13 protein-coding genes, 1 tRNA gene and 1 pseudogene are annotated in these 16,865 nt (G+C 63.2%); 2 read left to right on the forward strand and 13 right to left on the reverse strand.

Going from position 1 to position 16,865, the window contains the following annotated elements:
- Window positions 1-10: 10 nt before the first annotated feature.
- A complete protein-coding gene (gene mscL, locus FXB40_RS19755) occupies window positions 11-424 on the reverse strand; it encodes a large conductance mechanosensitive channel protein MscL (RefSeq protein WP_187437007.1) in 414 nt (137 codons plus the stop codon).
- A 57-nt stretch (window positions 425-481) separates the two neighbouring features.
- Complete coding sequence (dapA, locus tag FXB40_RS19760; protein ID WP_187435282.1) at window positions 482-1,372, reverse strand: 4-hydroxy-tetrahydrodipicolinate synthase; 891 nt, start codon at window positions 1,370-1,372, stop codon at window positions 482-484.
- 296 nt (window positions 1,373-1,668) lie between these two features.
- Here dapA and FXB40_RS19765 point away from each other — a divergent pair, with 296 nt between their 5' ends.
- Window positions 1,669-4,068: a transglycosylase SLT domain-containing protein gene (locus FXB40_RS19765; protein WP_187437008.1), complete on the forward strand. Its 2,400-nt coding sequence runs from the start codon at window positions 1,669-1,671 to the stop codon at window positions 4,066-4,068.
- Window positions 4,069-4,126: 58 nt separating this feature from the next.
- Here FXB40_RS19765 and FXB40_RS19770 read toward each other — a convergent pair whose 3' ends face one another.
- Both FXB40_RS19770 and FXB40_RS19775 read right to left on the reverse strand, forming a co-directional pair.
- The gene (locus tag FXB40_RS19770; RefSeq protein ID WP_148773843.1) at window positions 4,127-4,468 is read right to left on the reverse strand and encodes a hypothetical protein; all 342 of its coding nucleotides are present in this window, start codon (window positions 4,466-4,468) and stop codon (window positions 4,127-4,129) included.
- A gap of 118 nt (window positions 4,469-4,586) precedes the next feature.
- A pseudogene (locus FXB40_RS19775) lies at window positions 4,587-6,133 on the reverse strand (porin).
- 873 nt (window positions 6,134-7,006) lie between these two features.
- On the opposite strand from FXB40_RS19775, the gene FXB40_RS19785 reads away from it, so the two are divergent.
- A tRNA-Ser gene (locus tag FXB40_RS19785) sits at window positions 7,007-7,099 on the forward strand.
- Window positions 7,100-7,460: 361 nt separating this feature from the next.
- On the opposite strand, the gene FXB40_RS19790 is transcribed toward FXB40_RS19785, so the two are convergent.
- From FXB40_RS19790 to FXB40_RS19845, 9 genes are all read right to left on the reverse strand, one after another.
- Window positions 7,461-7,727, reverse strand: coding sequence for a hypothetical protein (locus tag FXB40_RS19790; RefSeq protein WP_148773844.1), 267 nt, complete (start codon window positions 7,725-7,727; stop codon window positions 7,461-7,463).
- A 1,576-nt stretch (window positions 7,728-9,303) separates the two neighbouring features.
- Window positions 9,304-10,788 carry an Asp-tRNA(Asn)/Glu-tRNA(Gln) amidotransferase subunit GatB gene (gatB, locus tag FXB40_RS19810; protein ID WP_187436995.1) on the reverse strand — a complete coding sequence of 495 codons (1,485 nt, stop codon included), beginning with the start codon at window positions 10,786-10,788 and terminating at the stop codon, window positions 9,304-9,306.
- A gap of 127 nt (window positions 10,789-10,915) precedes the next feature.
- Entirely contained in the window at window positions 10,916-12,298 is a 1,383-nt protein-coding gene (locus FXB40_RS19815; protein ID WP_148773957.1) for a patatin-like phospholipase family protein, read from the reverse strand.
- A 110-nt stretch (window positions 12,299-12,408) separates the two neighbouring features.
- Entirely contained in the window at window positions 12,409-12,705 is a 297-nt protein-coding gene (locus FXB40_RS19820) for a hypothetical protein (protein WP_148773846.1), read from the reverse strand.
- A complete protein-coding gene (gene gatA, locus FXB40_RS19825; protein ID WP_148773847.1) occupies window positions 12,696-14,171 on the reverse strand; it encodes an Asp-tRNA(Asn)/Glu-tRNA(Gln) amidotransferase subunit GatA in 1,476 nt (491 codons plus the stop codon). The genes FXB40_RS19820 and gatA overlap by 10 nt, the downstream gene beginning before the upstream one ends.
- Window positions 14,168-14,383 carry a hypothetical protein gene (locus FXB40_RS19830; protein WP_014494728.1) on the reverse strand — a complete coding sequence of 72 codons (216 nt, stop codon included), beginning with the start codon at window positions 14,381-14,383 and terminating at the stop codon, window positions 14,168-14,170. The genes gatA and FXB40_RS19830 overlap by 4 nt, the downstream gene beginning before the upstream one ends.
- Window positions 14,384-14,401: 18 nt before the next feature.
- Window positions 14,402-14,689, reverse strand: coding sequence for an Asp-tRNA(Asn)/Glu-tRNA(Gln) amidotransferase subunit GatC (gatC, locus tag FXB40_RS19835; protein WP_008548395.1), 288 nt, complete (start codon window positions 14,687-14,689; stop codon window positions 14,402-14,404).
- A gap of 76 nt (window positions 14,690-14,765) precedes the next feature.
- Complete coding sequence (locus FXB40_RS19840; RefSeq protein WP_148773848.1) at window positions 14,766-15,842, reverse strand: NAD(P)H-dependent flavin oxidoreductase; 1,077 nt, start codon at window positions 15,840-15,842, stop codon at window positions 14,766-14,768.
- A 17-nt stretch (window positions 15,843-15,859) separates the two neighbouring features.
- A complete protein-coding gene (locus FXB40_RS19845) occupies window positions 15,860-16,837 on the reverse strand; it encodes an NAD(P)H-dependent flavin oxidoreductase (protein WP_148773849.1) in 978 nt (325 codons plus the stop codon).
- Window positions 16,838-16,865: the final 28 nt, after the last annotated feature.

Below are 16,865 nucleotides of genomic sequence, written 5' to 3' on the forward strand. Positions count from 1 at the left end.
AGCGGGCGCGTCACTTCTTGAGGAGATCGCGGATCTCGGTCAGCAGCACGACCTCCGCCGACGGCTTCGGCGGCTCCGCGGGCTTGGCCTCTTCCTTGCGCTTCAATGTATTCATGGCGCGGATCACCAAGAATAGCACGAAGGCGACAATGATGAAGTTGATCGTCAGCGTCAGGAAGCTGCCGTAAGCGAGCACTGCGCCTTGCTTTTTCGCGTCCGCTAAGTTGGTGGCGGTGACCGTCTTCGACAAGGGGACGTAGTAATTCGAGAAGTCGAGGCCGCCGGTTGCGGCGCCGATCATCGGCATGATGATGTCACCGACCAGCGAAGTGACGATGGCGCCGAAGGCGGCGCCGATAATGACGCCGACCGCGAGGTCGACGACATTGCCCTTCATGGCGAAGTCGCGGAACTCCGTGAGCATCCGTCTGCCTTTTTCGTCGACTGCGCTCATGACGGGCTCCCCCCGGTGGCTAAAGCGTCAGTTGATCAGGCCGGCATGCACCATGGCGCTGCGCACCGCAACGCGCGTCGGCTCGGACACCGGCACCATCGGCAGCCGCAGCGTCTCATCCATCTTGCCGAGCAGCGTCATTGCATATTTGATCGGCGCCGGATTGCTCTCGATGAAAAGGTTGTTGTGCAGCGGCATCAGCTTGTCGTGGATCTTCAGCGCGGTGGCGTGGTCGCCCTTCGCCCAGGCGGCCTGGAACTCCGAGCACAGTCGCGGTGCGACGTTCGACGTCACCGAAATGCAGCCATGGCCGCCATGGGCCATGTAGCCGAGGATGGTCGCGTCCTCGCCGGAGAGCTGGTTGAAATCCTCGCCCATCGCCGCGCGCTGCTGCGACACACGCACCATGCTGGCAGTGGCGTCCTTGACGCCGGCGATGTTCTTCAGCTCCCACAGCCGCTTCATGGTGTCGACCGACATGTCGATCACCGAGCGCGGCGGGATGTTGTAGATGATGATCGGAATCCCGATCGCATCGTTGATCGCCTTGAAGTGCTGATACATGCCTTCCTGGGTCGGCTTATTGTAGTACGGCGTCACCACCAGCACGGCGTTGGCGCCCGCCTTCTCGGCATGCTGGGCCAGCTCGACCGCTTCCTTGGTGGAGTTGGAGCCCGCGCCGGCGATCACGGGCACGCGCCCCTTGGCCTCCTCGATGCACCATTCGACGACCTTCTTGTGCTCGTCATGCGAGAGCGTCGGGCTCTCGCCGGTGGTGCCGACCGGGACAAGGCCGTTGGTACCCTCGGAGATCTGCCAGTTGACCAGGGAGCGGAACGCCGCCTCGTCCAGCGAGCCATTTTTGAAGGGCGTGACCAAGGCGGTGAACGACCCCCGGAATTTCGTCTTGGCTGCCATGGACTTCCTCCGTACGCGGCGAGATTTTAGAGCAAGCCCCATTCTTATCGGGTCTGTCCGGCCGGTAAAAGACCTGCTGCCGACTGACACACCGTTTAAGCCGCGATTTTGCCGCGGTGGTGGTGCAAACCCGGCGGAGGTAAGCGGCTGTTGGTATTTTGTCCGCATATTCAATCAAATACAGCCAGATCTTGTACAGATAGGTCTTGAGCCAATTGACTGATTCGGGGCGACGAACCTCCGTGACCTCCTTATCCCGTGCCGCATGGCGATCTGCCGGTCTGGCCATAGGCCTGATGGCCGGCCTGTCGATCGGCTGCGCCGCCCTGGCCAAGTCCAATGAGACGACCGAGGACTCCGCGAAGGAACCCACCAAGCAAGCTCCCAAGGGAACCGATAAGGGAACTGATAAGGGAACCGCGAAGCCTTCAACCAAGCCTGCCGCGAAGGACGCCGCGAAGGGATCGGCCAAGGAGACCGCCAAGGGCGCGAGCAAGGGAGCAGCCTCCGCGCCGGCCAAGGATGCTGCGAACAAGGATGCTGCGAAGAAGCCCGCCGGCAAGGATGCCGCCAAGGACAAGCCGAAGCCCGCTGCTGCCGCCTCCGCGCCAAAAGCACGACCGGCCGCCAATGCTCCGGCCTCCCAAACCACGCCGGCGGTGACGGCCACTGTCAGACCTTCCGCCCCAGCCCCCGCCAAGTCTGTCGCAACGCCAGTGCTGGCGCCTGCAACCCGCCAGCACGCCGCGCCGCGCAAGCCGGTCACGCCGGCCGCGGTTGCTGCGACCTCGTCGACGTCGCAGGCCGACAAGGACACGCTCGAGAACGTCATCGAGTTGGTGCGCAAGCGCAAGGCAGGAGACGCGACCAATTACGCAGACTCGATTTCGGATCCCGTTGCGCGAAAGCTCGCGGAATGGATCATCCTGCGTAGCGAGGACAATGGCGCGAGCGTTGAGCGCTACCGCGCCTTCCTCTCCGCCAATCCGAGCTGGCCATCGCAGACCTTCCTGCGCCGGCGCTTGGAGGCCGCGATGTGGGACGACAGGCGCGACGATTCCGTTGGCTGGTCGTGGTTCGAGAACGAATCCCCTGTTTCGGCCAAGGGCCGCTTCGTGCTTGCCAAGGCGATGCTGGCGCGCGGCGACCGCGCCAATGCCGAGCGGCTGGTGCGCGAAGCCTGGCGCAGCGATCCGATGTCGGAGGACACCGAGAACAACGCGCTCGACCAGTTCGGCGCCCTGCTCACGCCGGGCGACCAGAAGGCGCGGATGGACACGCTGCTCTATGGCAGCGAGACCGAGGCGGCGCTGCGCGCGGCAAAACGGCTCGGCGCCGGCTATGTCGCGCTCGCCAAGGCCCGCATCGCCTCCTTCAAGAAGGCGCCGAACACGCGCGCGCTGCTCGAAGAGGTGCCGCGCGAGCTGCACAGCGATCCCGGCTACATCTTCAGCAAGATCCAGCTGCTGCGCCGCGAGGAGAAGTTTGCCGAAGCTGCCCAGCTCATGCTGTCGGCGCCGAAGGACCCGAACCGGCTCTACAATCTCGACGAATGGTGGATCGAGCGGCGCCTCCTGGCGCGCAAGATGATCGACACCGAGGAATTCCGCAGCGCCTATCTGATCGCACGCGACGCAGCGCTCCCCTCGCGCGACATCTACAAGACCGAACAGGAATTCACGGCGGGCTGGATCGCGCTGCGCTTCCTGAACGATCCCACGGCAGCCGCCCAGCACTTTGCCCGCATCGGCGTTGGCAGCGTCAATCCGACCACGCTGGCGCGCGCCGGTTACTGGCAGGGCCGCGCCGCGGAAGCCGCAGGCCGCCAGCAGGAGGCCCGCAACGCCTACGCTCGCGCCGCCGAGCAATCCACCAGCTATTACGGCCAGCTCGCGCGCGCAAAACTCGGCCTGCCGCAGATCGAGCTGAACAGCCAGCCGCGCGGCCGCGGCGCCGAACGGCTGGAGATCGTGCGCGCCGCGCAATTGCTCTACGAGCTCGACGAGCGCGAGATGGCGGTGCCGATGCTTGCCGACATGGGCGAGAACGGCGATCCCGAGGCGCTGACCGGCCTCGGCGAGCTGACCCAGCGCTACAGCGACGCCCGCGGCATGCTGCTGGTCGGCAAGGCCGCGCTCAATCGCGGCCTGCCGTTCGACTTCTACGCCTACCCCGTCAACGGCATTCCGCAGTTCACGCAGATCGGTCCCGAGGTCGAGCGCAGCATCGTCTACGCGATCGCGCGACAGGAAAGCGCGTTCAATCCGGCCGTGGTCTCGCCGGCGCAGGCCTATGGCCTGATGCAGGTGACGCCAGACGCCGCGCGTTACGTCTGCAAACGGCACGGCGCGACCTATGACCTCTCGCGGCTGAAGAACGATTCGTCCTACAACGCCACGCTCGGGGCGGCTGAGCTCGGCGGCCTGCTCGAGGATTATCGCGGCTCCTACATCATGACCTTCGCGGCCTACAACGCCGGTCGCGGCAGCGTGAAGAAGTGGATCGACCGTTACGGCGATCCCCGCGAATCCAAGATCGACGCGGTCGACTGGGTCGAGCTGATCCCGTTCTCCGAGACGCGCAACTACGTCCAGCGGATCATGGAGAATCTTCAGGTCTACCGCGCCCGCTTCGGCGGCGGCACGCGGCTCCAGATCGAGGCCGATTTGCGCCGCGGCGCCGGCAGCGTGGAATAGCTGCCTTCTCTCTCGCGCGTGTCAGAGTCACGCTCTCGCGATGACAGGCATGCGCGCCTCAAGCCGAAACGACCGTCGCCGACGCAGCAGCAATGAGCGCGAAACGCCATACCGCCGCGCCGTTGCCGCGACGCCATGCTCTCCGGGAGATCTTGAGCTTCTCGTGCTCGGACCAGCGCCGTGGCCAATCCGTGTCCACCACCTCAAGCCGTTCGACTTGGGTTCTCTTGTCGGTCTTTGAACCCGTCCGCTGGATGAAGCCTCGAGCCTCCAATGGCCTCGATTGATGGACCATGAAGGATTGACCTTCAGTGCTTCCGAAACTGACTTGACGGACAATCCCGGCCGTATCCGCTGCATCTTCGATTGCGACAAGGATGGTCCACTGCGGGACCATCAAGTCCAGGGTCTTGGTCCAAGTGCTGGACCAAGTCCTGGACCAGATGTCACATCGCTAAGCAGCAAAAAGCCCCCGGCGGTTTCCCGCCGGGGGCTCGCTATCGATCGAGAGATCGATATTAGAAGGTGCGGTTAGCGCGGAGGAGCAGAGTGAGAGAGTTCTGATCCTTCAGCTCATACGTCGCAGCCGGCTTCGCAAAAGCCGAAATGGCCGGATTGCGATCGTACCAGAGTACTTCTGATCCAGGCGCGACCAGCTCAGGTCAGCCGTGAACGCCAGGTTCTTGACCGGGGTCCAGACGGTGTTGACGCCGACGACGCCGAAGTTGAAGTCCGGGTTACAGGTCGCGGTGGCGGCACCGTAAGCAGCAACAAAGTTGCCGCAGATCAGGGCCTTGGCGTTGCTGGTGTAGCTCAGCTGAGCATAGCCACCGTAGACGGCGCTAACCCAGTAGGGGTTCCAGTTGTGGGTGAAGCCACCACGGACGCCCCAGGTCTTGACGGTCTCGATGCTGCCGCCAGCGCCGAAGACGCCGTCAGCAATTCCAGCGAAACCGACGCTCTGGTAGGCGATGCCCGAACCGCTGTACATGGAGAACTGCTGCGGGAACAGGACCTGGAAATTCTGCCGGCTGTCGCCATCGGTGTAGACCGCCTGCAAGTTGAGCGAGTCACCCGCACCAGTCGGGATGTTCTTGATCGACAACGAACCCTGCACAGCCCAACCCCACTTGTCGGAGGGATGACCAGTCGGTTCCGTCGTGCCGTAGTAGCCGGGATGCAGGTCATGCGCGGCAACCGAGAACTGGGCAAGACCCCAGGCCTGGTCAACACGAACAGCACCGACGATGTCGGGAGCGCGCGTGCCGCCCCAAGCGTTGACACCGTACTGACCCAGGACGAGGGCATTACCAGCGTTTGTAGCAGCGGAAGTGACCGCAATGGCACCCGCGCCACTAACAGCACCGGTGGCTACGAAGCCCGAGGTGTTCCACAGGTTGCCCTGACCATTGGACTGCGTATCGGGGCTTTCCAACGCCAGCGAACCGGTGATGCCCTGACCGAAGTCAGCGGTATAGGCGAACTGGTTGATACCGGTGACATGGTTGGAGCCGCCCGGAATGGTATCGGGACCACCAGCCGGATAGGAATTCCACGGCGCGTCGAAGATCGAGACCGTGCGACCCATGGTGAAGCCAGCGAACTGGATGAACGCATGGTAGAGGCCGAGCGTCGCACCACCTGCGGTGAACGTCGCCGGGCTGCTGCCGACGATATTGCCCGTGTCATAGCTGAAGATCATGTCAGCATAGGTACGAACAACGCCGTATTCGGTCGCCGTGCGGGTATCGACGTTGAGGTCCATACGAGCGCGGGTGTAATAGTAGTTCTGCAGACGGTTGTTCGATCCAGCGTTCTGAGTCGCCGCGCTCTGATTGAAACCGTAGTCGTTGCCGCCGCCGAGAACGGCGTCAGCGCGCAGGTAACCACCCAGCTTGATGCAGGTGTCGGTGCCGGGCATGTAGTAGAAACCCGCACCGTACAGCGAGCAGATCTTCACGTATTCGACCGCTTTGGCCTTCACGGGGAGATCGGCTGCCTGCGCTCCGCCCACGGCGATGAGACCCGCCGCTGAGCCGAGCAAAAGGCTCTTAACCAACTTCATGTTAAACCTCCAAGTTGCTCTTCAGGGAAGGTCATTGACCCGAATGGCCAATTCCCAAACCCCCTTTAAATCACCGCCTTGGCCACCTTCGCGTCTTCGGACACACCCGCATGAACGCGAGGGACTTAAGCGAAAGACCTAAACGGGACGACCTTGGGATGCCACCCTCCGTCGCCCGATCACAATTACCGAACGTCCTTGCACACACAACAACAGAACGCTCCGAAGCGGGCCTATGACGTGTGTTTTCCGACGGGTGTTGCACAAATAACACGCAGATGTGATCGTTCGACGCCTGCAACATGTTGTTTTTGCTGTATTTTTTTGAACGGTTCCATTTGCCCCCGAAATTCCCGATCCGATGGCGCGCGGGTCGGCTTACACACAGAGGCGGCTCTGACACGCTCGAATCGTGGAATCGGCACACAGACTCAGACGATGTGTAATGCGCGGTAACTCTCGGTGATTTCCGGCAGCGCAGACCCCTCATGTAGCTGAAGTCACTCGGCCGATTGGAGAATCGGGCCGGCATCCCCGCTGGCGGAGATGAGCGGTTCGCCGTCGATGCCTCCATTAAGCCGCGAACGGCGCAGCAAGCCGGCATCCTGCCTCGCAGAGCCGACCGCAGCAGGAAATTTCCAGCAAACTCAATCGCTTGAGGGAGAAGACACGACGTCGCCCGCGGAACTGTCTCTGTCACCCCTGCCAAGCGCTTTGGTTCTGCGTCCGCTCTTTTGGCGTGACGTTTCTCGACTGGAAAGCAAACCGTCATGATTGGCCCGCAGTCCTGCGGAAATCGTTGGGAATATTCGAGTGAAAACACACGCTTCCAAATTGACCGGCCCAAGTAATTAGATGCATAAGGCTCGCACCGGAGAGGTGGCCGAGTGGCTGAAGGCAACGCTTTGCTAAAGCGTCATACGGTCTCAAGCTGTATCGAGGGTTCGAATCCCTCCCTCTCCGCCACCCAGCTGCAGAATCCAGGTCTGTTCATCTGAAAGCGACCGTCGCACGGCTGCGACAGCCTGGCGCAAGGATCCGCGCGGCTGAGCCCAGCCCGATTCGCGCTCTCCTTATATATGTGTGCATGTTCCTGGACGCGGGATCGCCAGATCCGCCAATGCGACGGCGATATCAGCACCGCCTCGCCTCTCAAGGCCTTGAACCAGACGCCGGCTCTGCCGGCAGCCAGCGACTCAGTCCTGAGGCATTCCTTTTCGGGATCGCTCATGCCACGCCGGTCTTAAGTGGCGGCACGACGCGGGAACTTGATTGAGCGCAACCCAATCGCCCCGTGAAACCCACGGGGCCGGATGCGCTTCTCACTTCAATGCGCGGACACCCACGCCCGCGCGTCACGCTGCGCGGCCGAGATCTCGGACTCCGACATCTGGCCGGCCACTTCCTGGCGCAGAGCGACGGCGTCCCTGCGGCCCTTCAGCGCAGCGAGGTTGAACCATTTGTGCGCGGCGACGAGGTCGACCAGGCCCGAGCGGCCGCTCGCCCAATAGATCCCACGCTCGAACAGAACGTCCGACAGCGCGCTTGCATCGATCGGCGTTGCCGCATCGAGATCGAAAGTACCCTGAAACATAACGCATCCCCTTTTTCTTGTGCCGCCTCGTTCCCCCGAGCGCGGCTCCCGTCCAACTCTGATTTGCATGACCCCTTCTGGGATCGTGCGCTGTTCAACTCATCCCGAAGTCTTCTTGCCCAATCCGTTTGCCGGCTTGTTGGAGGCGATGATGGCGGGCAAATTTGAATGGCAGTTTAAGTATCGCGATGAAGCAGACGTAAACGGAAGCGCCTGCCACGCGCACAGGAAACTCGAGAAGTCCGTGATTTGCAGGCACTTCTGCGATTCGTCAGATTTGGTTTACCGTGGGATTTTCGGACATCGATAACCATCGCGCGCGGTGGCGCGTGTCCTGTGGTTACAATTTGTGGGAGCGGCGGCGCGGTGGAAGGGTCGCAGGATCGCCTCGCGCTGCGGGCGCCGGCCCCCGGCAGTCATGCCGGCAGGACACGGAGGCGAGACCCGGCGTCGGGGCGATGGCCTTGGCATTGTGCCTGAGTGACCGGCGTCGCGGCAACGAAAGTTTGCCGCACCCTCGCCTGCCTCAAGGCAGCACGGCCCCAGCACGACCATGCAGCACGACGGCGCGGCGCGGCTTGCGTCTAGGTCAGATCAACAATGTCCGGAAAGGGAATGCCGGCAATACCCCGGCCTCAGGGAACGAGGGCGTCGGCGAACACGTCAGGACCAGATTCCAAATTGGCCCGAAGGCCGTCTGTGGAATTGCGGAGCCCTTATTCAAGGCGCCGCACCGAACGAAGAAAACTTGTTTCTTCTGCCGGACCGGACTTTGACGAGCGAGCCCGCAAAAGCTGACGATCCGACCGTTGACCTGATGTCTCGCCGACACCCTCTATCGTCGACCAGAACCTTTTGAGAGGCGCTGATGACGTGCCGGCTCTCTAGGAGCCGGCAACTTCAGAAGCGAAGTTACTTCTTCTTGGCGACCTTGCGGGTCTTCTTCGCAGTCTTCTTCACTGCGCTCTTCGCCTTCTTCGCCTTCTTCGCCTTCTTTGCTTTCTTGGCCATGTTGCCCTCCGATGTGTGAGATGGCTTTAATCGCTGCGTACATTCGGGGATCGAATGCACTCACCCCGAATACACCAACACGACGAAAAAAACATCTTCTCACTTAAGGAAGTGTTGACGACGCAACGCGCGTGCGCCAGCCGCGCTTGATTTGCCGAGACGCAGAGACACGCGTCTGCGATTGCAAATGCTTCTCGCAACGTCGCAGCCGGCAAGCGCATCGATTGCAAGAATACCCTATGCAACAAGTATTATTCTGCGCGCGCACATCACGCATGATCAGTGCGATGACGCGCACCGCAGAGCGCGCGAATGCGTCGTGGAGGTGAGTCGCGGACTCTGAGTCGCGAATTTTGGCAACGAAATTATTTTCATGCTTAACGGCGGAAGCGCTCGTCAGAGCGAGTGCAGGTCGCCGTTTTGTGCGAATCGCGCCACCGCGATTCGCAACTGCATCGTGACCTCAACGGGATGAATCTTGCTGTCGATGACGCGTGAGTGCGTCGCATCGCGAACGCTGATCGAGATGACGAAGCGTGTCGTCACCTCGTCCGAACGCGTGACGTCAGACGCCGAGCTTGGACTTGAGCAGCTCGTTGACCGCCTGCGGGTTCGCCTTGCCGCCGGATGACTTCATCACCTGGCCGACGAACCAGCCGAGCGACTGCGGCTTGTCCTTCACCTGCGCGGCCTTGTCGGGATTGGCCGCGATGATGTCGTCGACAACCTTTTCGATCGCCGAAAGATCCGTGACCTGCTTCATGCCGCGGCTCTCGACCAATGCACGAGGGTCGCCGCCCTCCTGCCAGACGATCTCGAACAGATCCTTGGCGATCTTGCCGGAGATCGTGCCCTCGCCGATCAGGTCGATGATCGCCGCAAGCTGCTCGGCGTTGACCGGAGAGGCCGTAATATCCCGGCCTTCCTTGTTGAGACGGCCGAACAGCTCGTTGATCACCCAATTCGCCGCCATCTTGCCGTCGCGGGCGCGGTTGGCGAGCCTGTCGAGCACCGTTTCGTAGAACACCGCGCTCTCGCGCTCGGCGACGAGCACGCTCGCGTCGTAAGCCGACAGGCCGAAGTCGGCAACGAAGCGCGTCTTCTTCTGGTCCGGCAGTTCGGGAAGCTCAGCCTTCAGCTCGTCGACGAAGCTTTGCGAGAACTCCAGCGGCAGCAAATCCGGATCGGGGAAGTAGCGGTAGTCGTGCGCCTCTTCCTTCGAGCGCATCGAGCGCGTCTCGCCCTTGCTGGGGTCGTAGAGGCGCGTCTCCTGGTCGATCGTGCCGCCGTCCTCCAAAATTTCGATCTGACGGCGCGCTTCGTACTCGATCGCCTGCCCGATGAAGGTGATCGAGTTCATGTTCTTGATCTCGCAACGGGTGCCGAGCGGCGCGCCCGGCTTGCGCACGGAGACGTTGACGTCGGCGCGCAAGCTTCCCTTCTCCATGTCGCCGTCGCAGGTGCCGAGATAGCGCAGGATCGAGCGCAGCTTGGTCACATAGGCCTTGGCCTGCTCGGCGTCGCGGATGTCCGGTTTTGATACGATCTCCATCAGCGCCACGCCGGAGCGGTTGAGATCAACATTGGTCATCGTCGGCGACCGGTCGTGCAGCAACTTGCCGGCATCCTGCTCCAGATGCAGCCGCTCGATGCCGATGGAGACGCTGCGGCCTCCGTCGAGCTCGACCACCACTTCGCCCTCGCCCACCACCGGCGATTTGTACTGGCTGATCTGATAGCCCTGCGGCAGGTCCGGATAGAAATAGTTTTTCCGGTCGAACACCGAACGCAGATTGATTTTTGCGTTGAGGCCGAGCCCGGTCCGGACAGCCTGTCTGACGCATTCCTCGTTGATGACAGGCAGCATGCCCGGCATCGCGGCATCGACCAGCGACACGTGGCTGTTCGGCTCTCCGCCGAATGCAGTCGACGCGCCCGAGAACAGTTTTGAGTTCGACGTCACTTGGGCATGGATCTCCATGCCGATGACGACTTCCCAGTCGCCGGTGGCGCCCTTGAGAAGCTTGTGCGGTGTGACTGACACGTTCATCGATCCGGCTTCCGAACCATTCAAATGTAGGATGGCAAGATATGGGAAGATTTGGGCTTCGCGCAACGGCTGGCGCCAGTCAAGCCGAGGAAGCCGACATTCTGGTGATCAACAGCCGCACCCGGGGTCAAAGCCCCCGGCGAAACGCCTGGTAGGGCTTGCTCTGGCGCAGCGCGTCGGCGCCGCCTTCGATCAGGAGATCGACCTGGTCCGCCGGCAGCGAGAACCGCGTCGGGATCGTATTGAGGATGCCGGCACGCGCGGGCCCGAGCTGCTCGAAATTCACCCGATCGATGAAGAAACTGACATCGTTGCAGCGCCAATTATTGCCGACCCCGAGACGGGCACGGTCCGCCGCCGACAGGCTGCATCGCCAGCGTCTGATCTTCCCCACCCAGTCATTGGCCAGGCCGGTGAATGCCGCGTAACTGGATCGCACGCCTGCATCGATGGCGGTATCGGCTGCCGCCGACACCAGTTCGATGCCGCTTGGCCCTTCGACCCGCTGCGCGAAATCGCCGGAGATACCCCGCCCGGCATCGACGAGAAGGAACATGATCCGCCGCACCTTCACGGCCTGCCGCTCGTTCATCGGCTCGAACGGACGCTGCGCCGCCAGCATCCCGATGCTGAAACCGGACAGGCCGTAATTGTCGACGAGGCCGCCGTCGAGCAGCTTCACATAACGCATCGAGCCATCGTGATAGCGGGCGTTGGCTTCCGCAAACGACCGCAACAAGGGCTGCGCATTCGGATCGCGGCGTGCGCGTTCGATCCAGTTCGGCAGTTGCGTTGCGCAGCCGCCGGGATAGGTCTCGAGCACGATCGGCGCAAAGGCAAGCGGTACCGCCGCGGACGCTGCGACCGCCTCAGCGATGCGATAAGACCGGATATCGCTGCATAGCGCGTCAAAGGTGGTCTTCCCGAACACGAATGGCGTGCGGTTGTAGATGTCGGACGCATTGATCCAGACCCGCGGGCGCCGGTCTTCGCGAAAAATATCGAACCGCGCGCCATCGAACAGGTTTCGATCGAGCCAGTTGGTAAACTGGCTGTCGTTGACGCCGCCGCCGAGTGCGCGCCCGATGTTCCCGAGCGAAACGCTGGTATTGAGACCTTCCTCGGCGTTCCGCAGCAGGAAACGCTCGCGAAAATCCGCAATCGCAGCACGCTGCTTGAGGCCGAAATAAGCTGCCGTAACCGATCCGCCGGAGACGCCGGAGACGAAGTCCACCCGGTCAAGCAGCGTTTTCGCGTGATCGGAGCCGACGCGAGATCGATCGAGTTCGGTCAGCACCCCAAAGGAGAACGCCGCGGCACGCATGCCGCCGCCGGAGAACGACAACCCCAGCAGTAGATCGTCTGCGTAACTCTGAACTTCTCGCCCAAAATCATTGTCGGCCAACGCTTCGCCGAGCGGAGCGTTGCCCGGCAAATTGTAGACCGTCGCGCATCCCGCCAATAACCCCGCGAACGCAACGGCCAACCCGGCCAGGGCCCATCCCCGCATTTTCAACGCTTGCACCCGAATGTCCCGTCGCAGGCCCCACCCTGTCGCCGCCAGTCTATCATGCTCAAAGGTGACATCGGCATGACCCCGAGGCTAGCGCCGATACAGGGTTAACGAGGCAAAAGCGCGGACACGATCCGCTCCCACTCCGCTTCCAATGAATCCTTCGCCGCGGGCTGGCCGGCCTGGCGATACCAGTAGCCGGCATTGCCGAGATCGCCTTCGACACGGTGCAAGTATGCGTGCACCCAGGCGGCGTCGCGGCCATTGTCGTCCTGGACGATCTTGTGCGCCTGGTCCCAATCGCCCTTCGCCGCCCACCAGAGACCGGCGAGCGACGCGCTCAGGTCCGGCGCGGGCGCCGCGCCGTCGAGGCTCGCGATGAAGGCGGCGACATTCACCACCACCTCGCGGGCGTGAAGCGGCCGGCGGCCTGCTCGATCACCTCGCCGAGCGAGAACAGCGTCTCCTCGTCAAAGGGACGGCCGATCAGCTGCAAGCCGAGCGGCAGGCCCTGCGCGTCCTTGCCAGCGGGCACGGCGATGCCCGGCAGGCCCGCCATGTTCACGGTAACCGTGAAGATGTCGTTGAGATACATCTCGACGGGATCGGCGCCGCCCTTCTCGCCGATGCCGAAGGCGGCCGACGGCGTCGCCGGCGTCAGGATCGCGTTGACGCCCTTGGCGAAGCAATCCTCAAAATCCTTCTTGATCAGCGTGCGCACCTTCTGGGCGCGCAGATAATAAGCGTCGTAGTAGCCGGCCGAGAGCACATAGGTGCCGATCATGACGCGGCGGCGCACCTCCGCGCCAAAACCTCTTGCGCGGGTGTTCTCGTATTGCTCGATGATGTTCTTGCCCTGCTCGCGCAGGCCGTAGCGGACGCCGTCATAACGCGCGAGGTTGGACGAGGCCTCCGCCGGCGCCACGATGTAGTAGGCCGGCAGCGCGTATTTGGTGTGCGGCAGCGACACCTCGACGAGCTCGGCGCCGGCCGCCTTCAGCCAGGCCGCGCCCTCGCTCCAGAGTTTCTCGATCTCGGCCGGCATGCCGTCGAGGCGATATTCCTTGGGGATACCGATCCTGAGGCCCTTCACGGACCTGCCGATCGCAGCCTCGTAATCCGGCACGGGCACGTCGACGGACGTGGTGTCCTTCGGATCATGCCCGGCCATCGAGCGCAGCAGCATCGCCGCATCGCGCGTGGTCCGCGCGATCGGTCCAGCCTGATCGAGCGAGGAGGCAAAGGCGACGATGCCCCAGCGCGAGCAGCGGCCATAGGTCGGCTTGATGCCGACAGTCGCGGTGAACGCGGCCGGCTGGCGGATCGAGCCGCCGGTGTCGGTCGCGGTCGCGCCCATGCAGAGCAGCGCCGCCACGGCCGAAGCCGAGCCGCCGGACGAGCCGCCCGGCACCAGCGTCGTGTTGCTTCCCTCACGCCGCCAGGGATTGCCGACGGGGCCGAAGCACGAGGTCTCGTTCGCCGAGCCCATCGCGAACTCGTCATTGTTGAGCTTGCCGAGCATCACGGCGCCGTCGCGCCAGAGCTGCGAGGTGATGGTGGACTCGTAAGTCGGCACGAAATTGCCGAGGATTTTTGAGCACGCCGTGGTGCGCACGCCCTTGGTCGCAAAGAGATCCTTGATGCCGAGCGGAATGCCCGCGAGCGGACCGGCGTCGCCCCTGGCGATCTTCTCGTCTACGGCCTTCGCCATGTCACGCGCGCGATCGGGCGTCTCCATCACGAAGGCGTTGAGTACGCGCGCGGCTTCGATCGCGCTCAGATGCGCGTCGGTCAGCTCGAGTGACGTGAAAGTCTTGGCCGCGAGACCCTTGCGGGCCTCGGCGAGCGTCAGCGATGTCAAATCGGTCATTTATTAATCGGGCTGCAGAAGAACGGAGACAGGGTTTTGTCGTTGGCCGGGTCGTCTTTTTTCTTGGCGGCGGCATTCGCAGCGGCCTCGATCTCGTCGAGCACGGCATTGACGGCGACATTGGGATCGGCAGCCTTGCCCTGCCGCTCCATCTTGTCGAGATAGTTCATGTAGGCCTGATAAGCCTTCTCATCGTCGCAAAGCATGCACATCGGGCGGCGTCCTAAAAACTACTCGACGACTTTCGGCACCAGAAAGAAGTGACCTTCGGTCGCAGGCGCGTTGGCAACGATATCGTCGGCGATCTCGCCGTCATTGACCACGTCTTGCCGCTTCTTCATCTGCATCGGGGTGACCGAGGTCATCGGCTCCACGCCCTCGACATTGACCTCCGAGAGCTGCTCGACAAAGGCGAGCATGGCGTTGAGCTCACCCTGCAGATGCGGAACCTCGTCCTCGGAAACCGCAATGCGCGCCAGATGCGCAATGCGGCGGACGGTAGCGGCGTCGACGGACATTATATAAGGCCTCTCACGGCAAAACCTATGTGCCGTATAGCAGAGGCCGGTTTTGCGCCGCAACCGGCGCCGGGAGCTACCCCGCCATCTGGCGCAGCCGGGCCAGCGCCGATTTGGCGAGATCCCGGGTCAATTCGGCCGCCGGAAGCTCCCGTCCCATCCCAATCGCCTGTCCTGCCCAGAGATTGGTGAAGTCCACGCGCCCCTGCTTCTCGGCTGCCGCCTTCAGCGGCGCCAGGGCTGTTGCGGCATGGGGAAATGGCGGCGCATCGGGCGAGATCGGGCCGGCCTCGCGCATCAGGCGGTTCTGCACGCCACGCGCCGGGCGGCCGGTCATCACATTGGTGATGACGGTGGAATCGTCCCCCGCCTCGGCAAGCGCCTTGCGCCCGCCCGCGCTGACCTTGGACTCCGGACAGCGCAGATAAGCACTGCCGATCTGCACGCCGGAGGCGCCGAGCGCAAGGGCGGCTGCTATGCCGCGCCCGTCCGCGATGCCGCCGGCCGCAATCACCGGCACCTTCACGGCATCGGCGACCTGCGGCACCAGCGCAAACGTGCCGGGCTGCTCCGATATCTTGTCAGTCAGGAACATGCCGCGATGCCCACCGGCCTCGGCGCCTTGCGCGATGACGGCATCGACACCGTGCTGTTCGAGCCAGACGGCTTCCTTCACCGTCGTGGCGGACGAGATGACGAGGCAGCCTGCCGCCTTGACGCGCTTGAGCAGCGCCGCCTCCGGCAGGCCGAAATGGAAGCTGACGACCTCCGGCTTCAGCTCCTCGACGATCTCGCAGAAAGAGGCATCGAACGGTGCGCGGTTCGCCGCATTGATCGGTGCCGACGGATCGAGGCCATGCTCGGTATAGTAGCCCGTGAGCCGCTGCTTCCAGCGCGCTTCGGCTTCCGCCGTGAGCTCGATCGGCGTGTGGCAGAAGAAGTTCATGTTGACCGGCGCCTTCACGCGCTGGCGAATGATGTTGACCTGCTCGCGCGCCTTCTCCGGCGACAGCATCGCGCTCGGCAACGAGCCAAGTCCGCCACCCTCTGCCACGGCGATCACCAGCTCCGCATCCATCACGCCGGCCATCGGCGCCAGCACGATCGGAAATTCGGTCTTGAAGAGATCGATCAGTCGACGGTCAGGCCACATGGTGTGTCTCTCTTGGTTCAGGCGAGCGATGCGATGGAGTTGCGCCGGCCGGCAAGCAACTGCTCGGCCTCAGACGCAATCCGTTCGACGATCTCGGCCGCCGGTGGAATATCATGGATCAGGCCTACCGCTTCGCCCGCAAAGACGGCCGCGATTTCGAAATCGCCCGCCATTTTTGCCGCGGCATACTCCCCGGCGACGTCGTCTGCGCGCTGCAACAGCTCGACCTCGCGGCCGGTCCAGCTCTTGATATGGCCGTTGATCAGCGTTCGCGCGGTAAACGGCGCCGGCCAGAACAGTTTTCGCGACCAGTCGGGAACGACACCGCGCACGGTGTCGTTTGGATCGGCTATGCGGATGCGTTCCTTGGCCTCCGCGGCGCCGTTGGCCTCCACGCTTGCATAAAAGCGCGTGCCGACCAGCACGCCGGAGGCACCGAGCATCATCATCGCGGCGAGGCCGCGGCCATCGGCAATGCCACCGGCTGCGACGACGGGCACGTGTCCCGCCGCAAGATCGACGATCGCAGGCACGATATCGACGGTGGTGCGCGATGCGCCGTGGCCACCCGCCTCTGTCCCCTGCGCAATCAAGATCTCCGCACCGGCATCGAGCGCCTGCTTCGCCATGTCCTCGCTCTGGACCTGGCAGATCAATCGCGCACCGCTCGCCCTGATGCGCGGCGCGAACGGCGCGGGATCACCGAACGACAGCATGACGGCCTGCGGGCGGGCATCGAGCGCGATGTCGAGAAGCTCAGGTTGTTTTGCCAAGCTCCAGGTGATGAAGCCGATACCGAACGGCGCGAAACCCTTCAACTCCGCGGCCTCAGCCTGCAGGCGCGCGCGATCGCCGTAGCCACCGCCGAGGATGCCGAAGCCGCCGGCCTCGCTGACGGCGCGGGTCAGCCGGCTGCCCGCGATCGTGTCCATGGGCGCTAACAGGATCGGATGCCTGATCCCGAGAAGCTCCGTCAGCGGCGTGGTGATCGGCATGGGGTCTCCCACTCTGGACAAGAACACT

Origin of the sequence: Bradyrhizobium rifense, assembly GCF_008123425.1 — a bacterium.
GTDB classification, from domain to species: domain Bacteria; phylum Pseudomonadota; class Alphaproteobacteria; order Rhizobiales; family Xanthobacteraceae; genus Bradyrhizobium; species Bradyrhizobium rifense.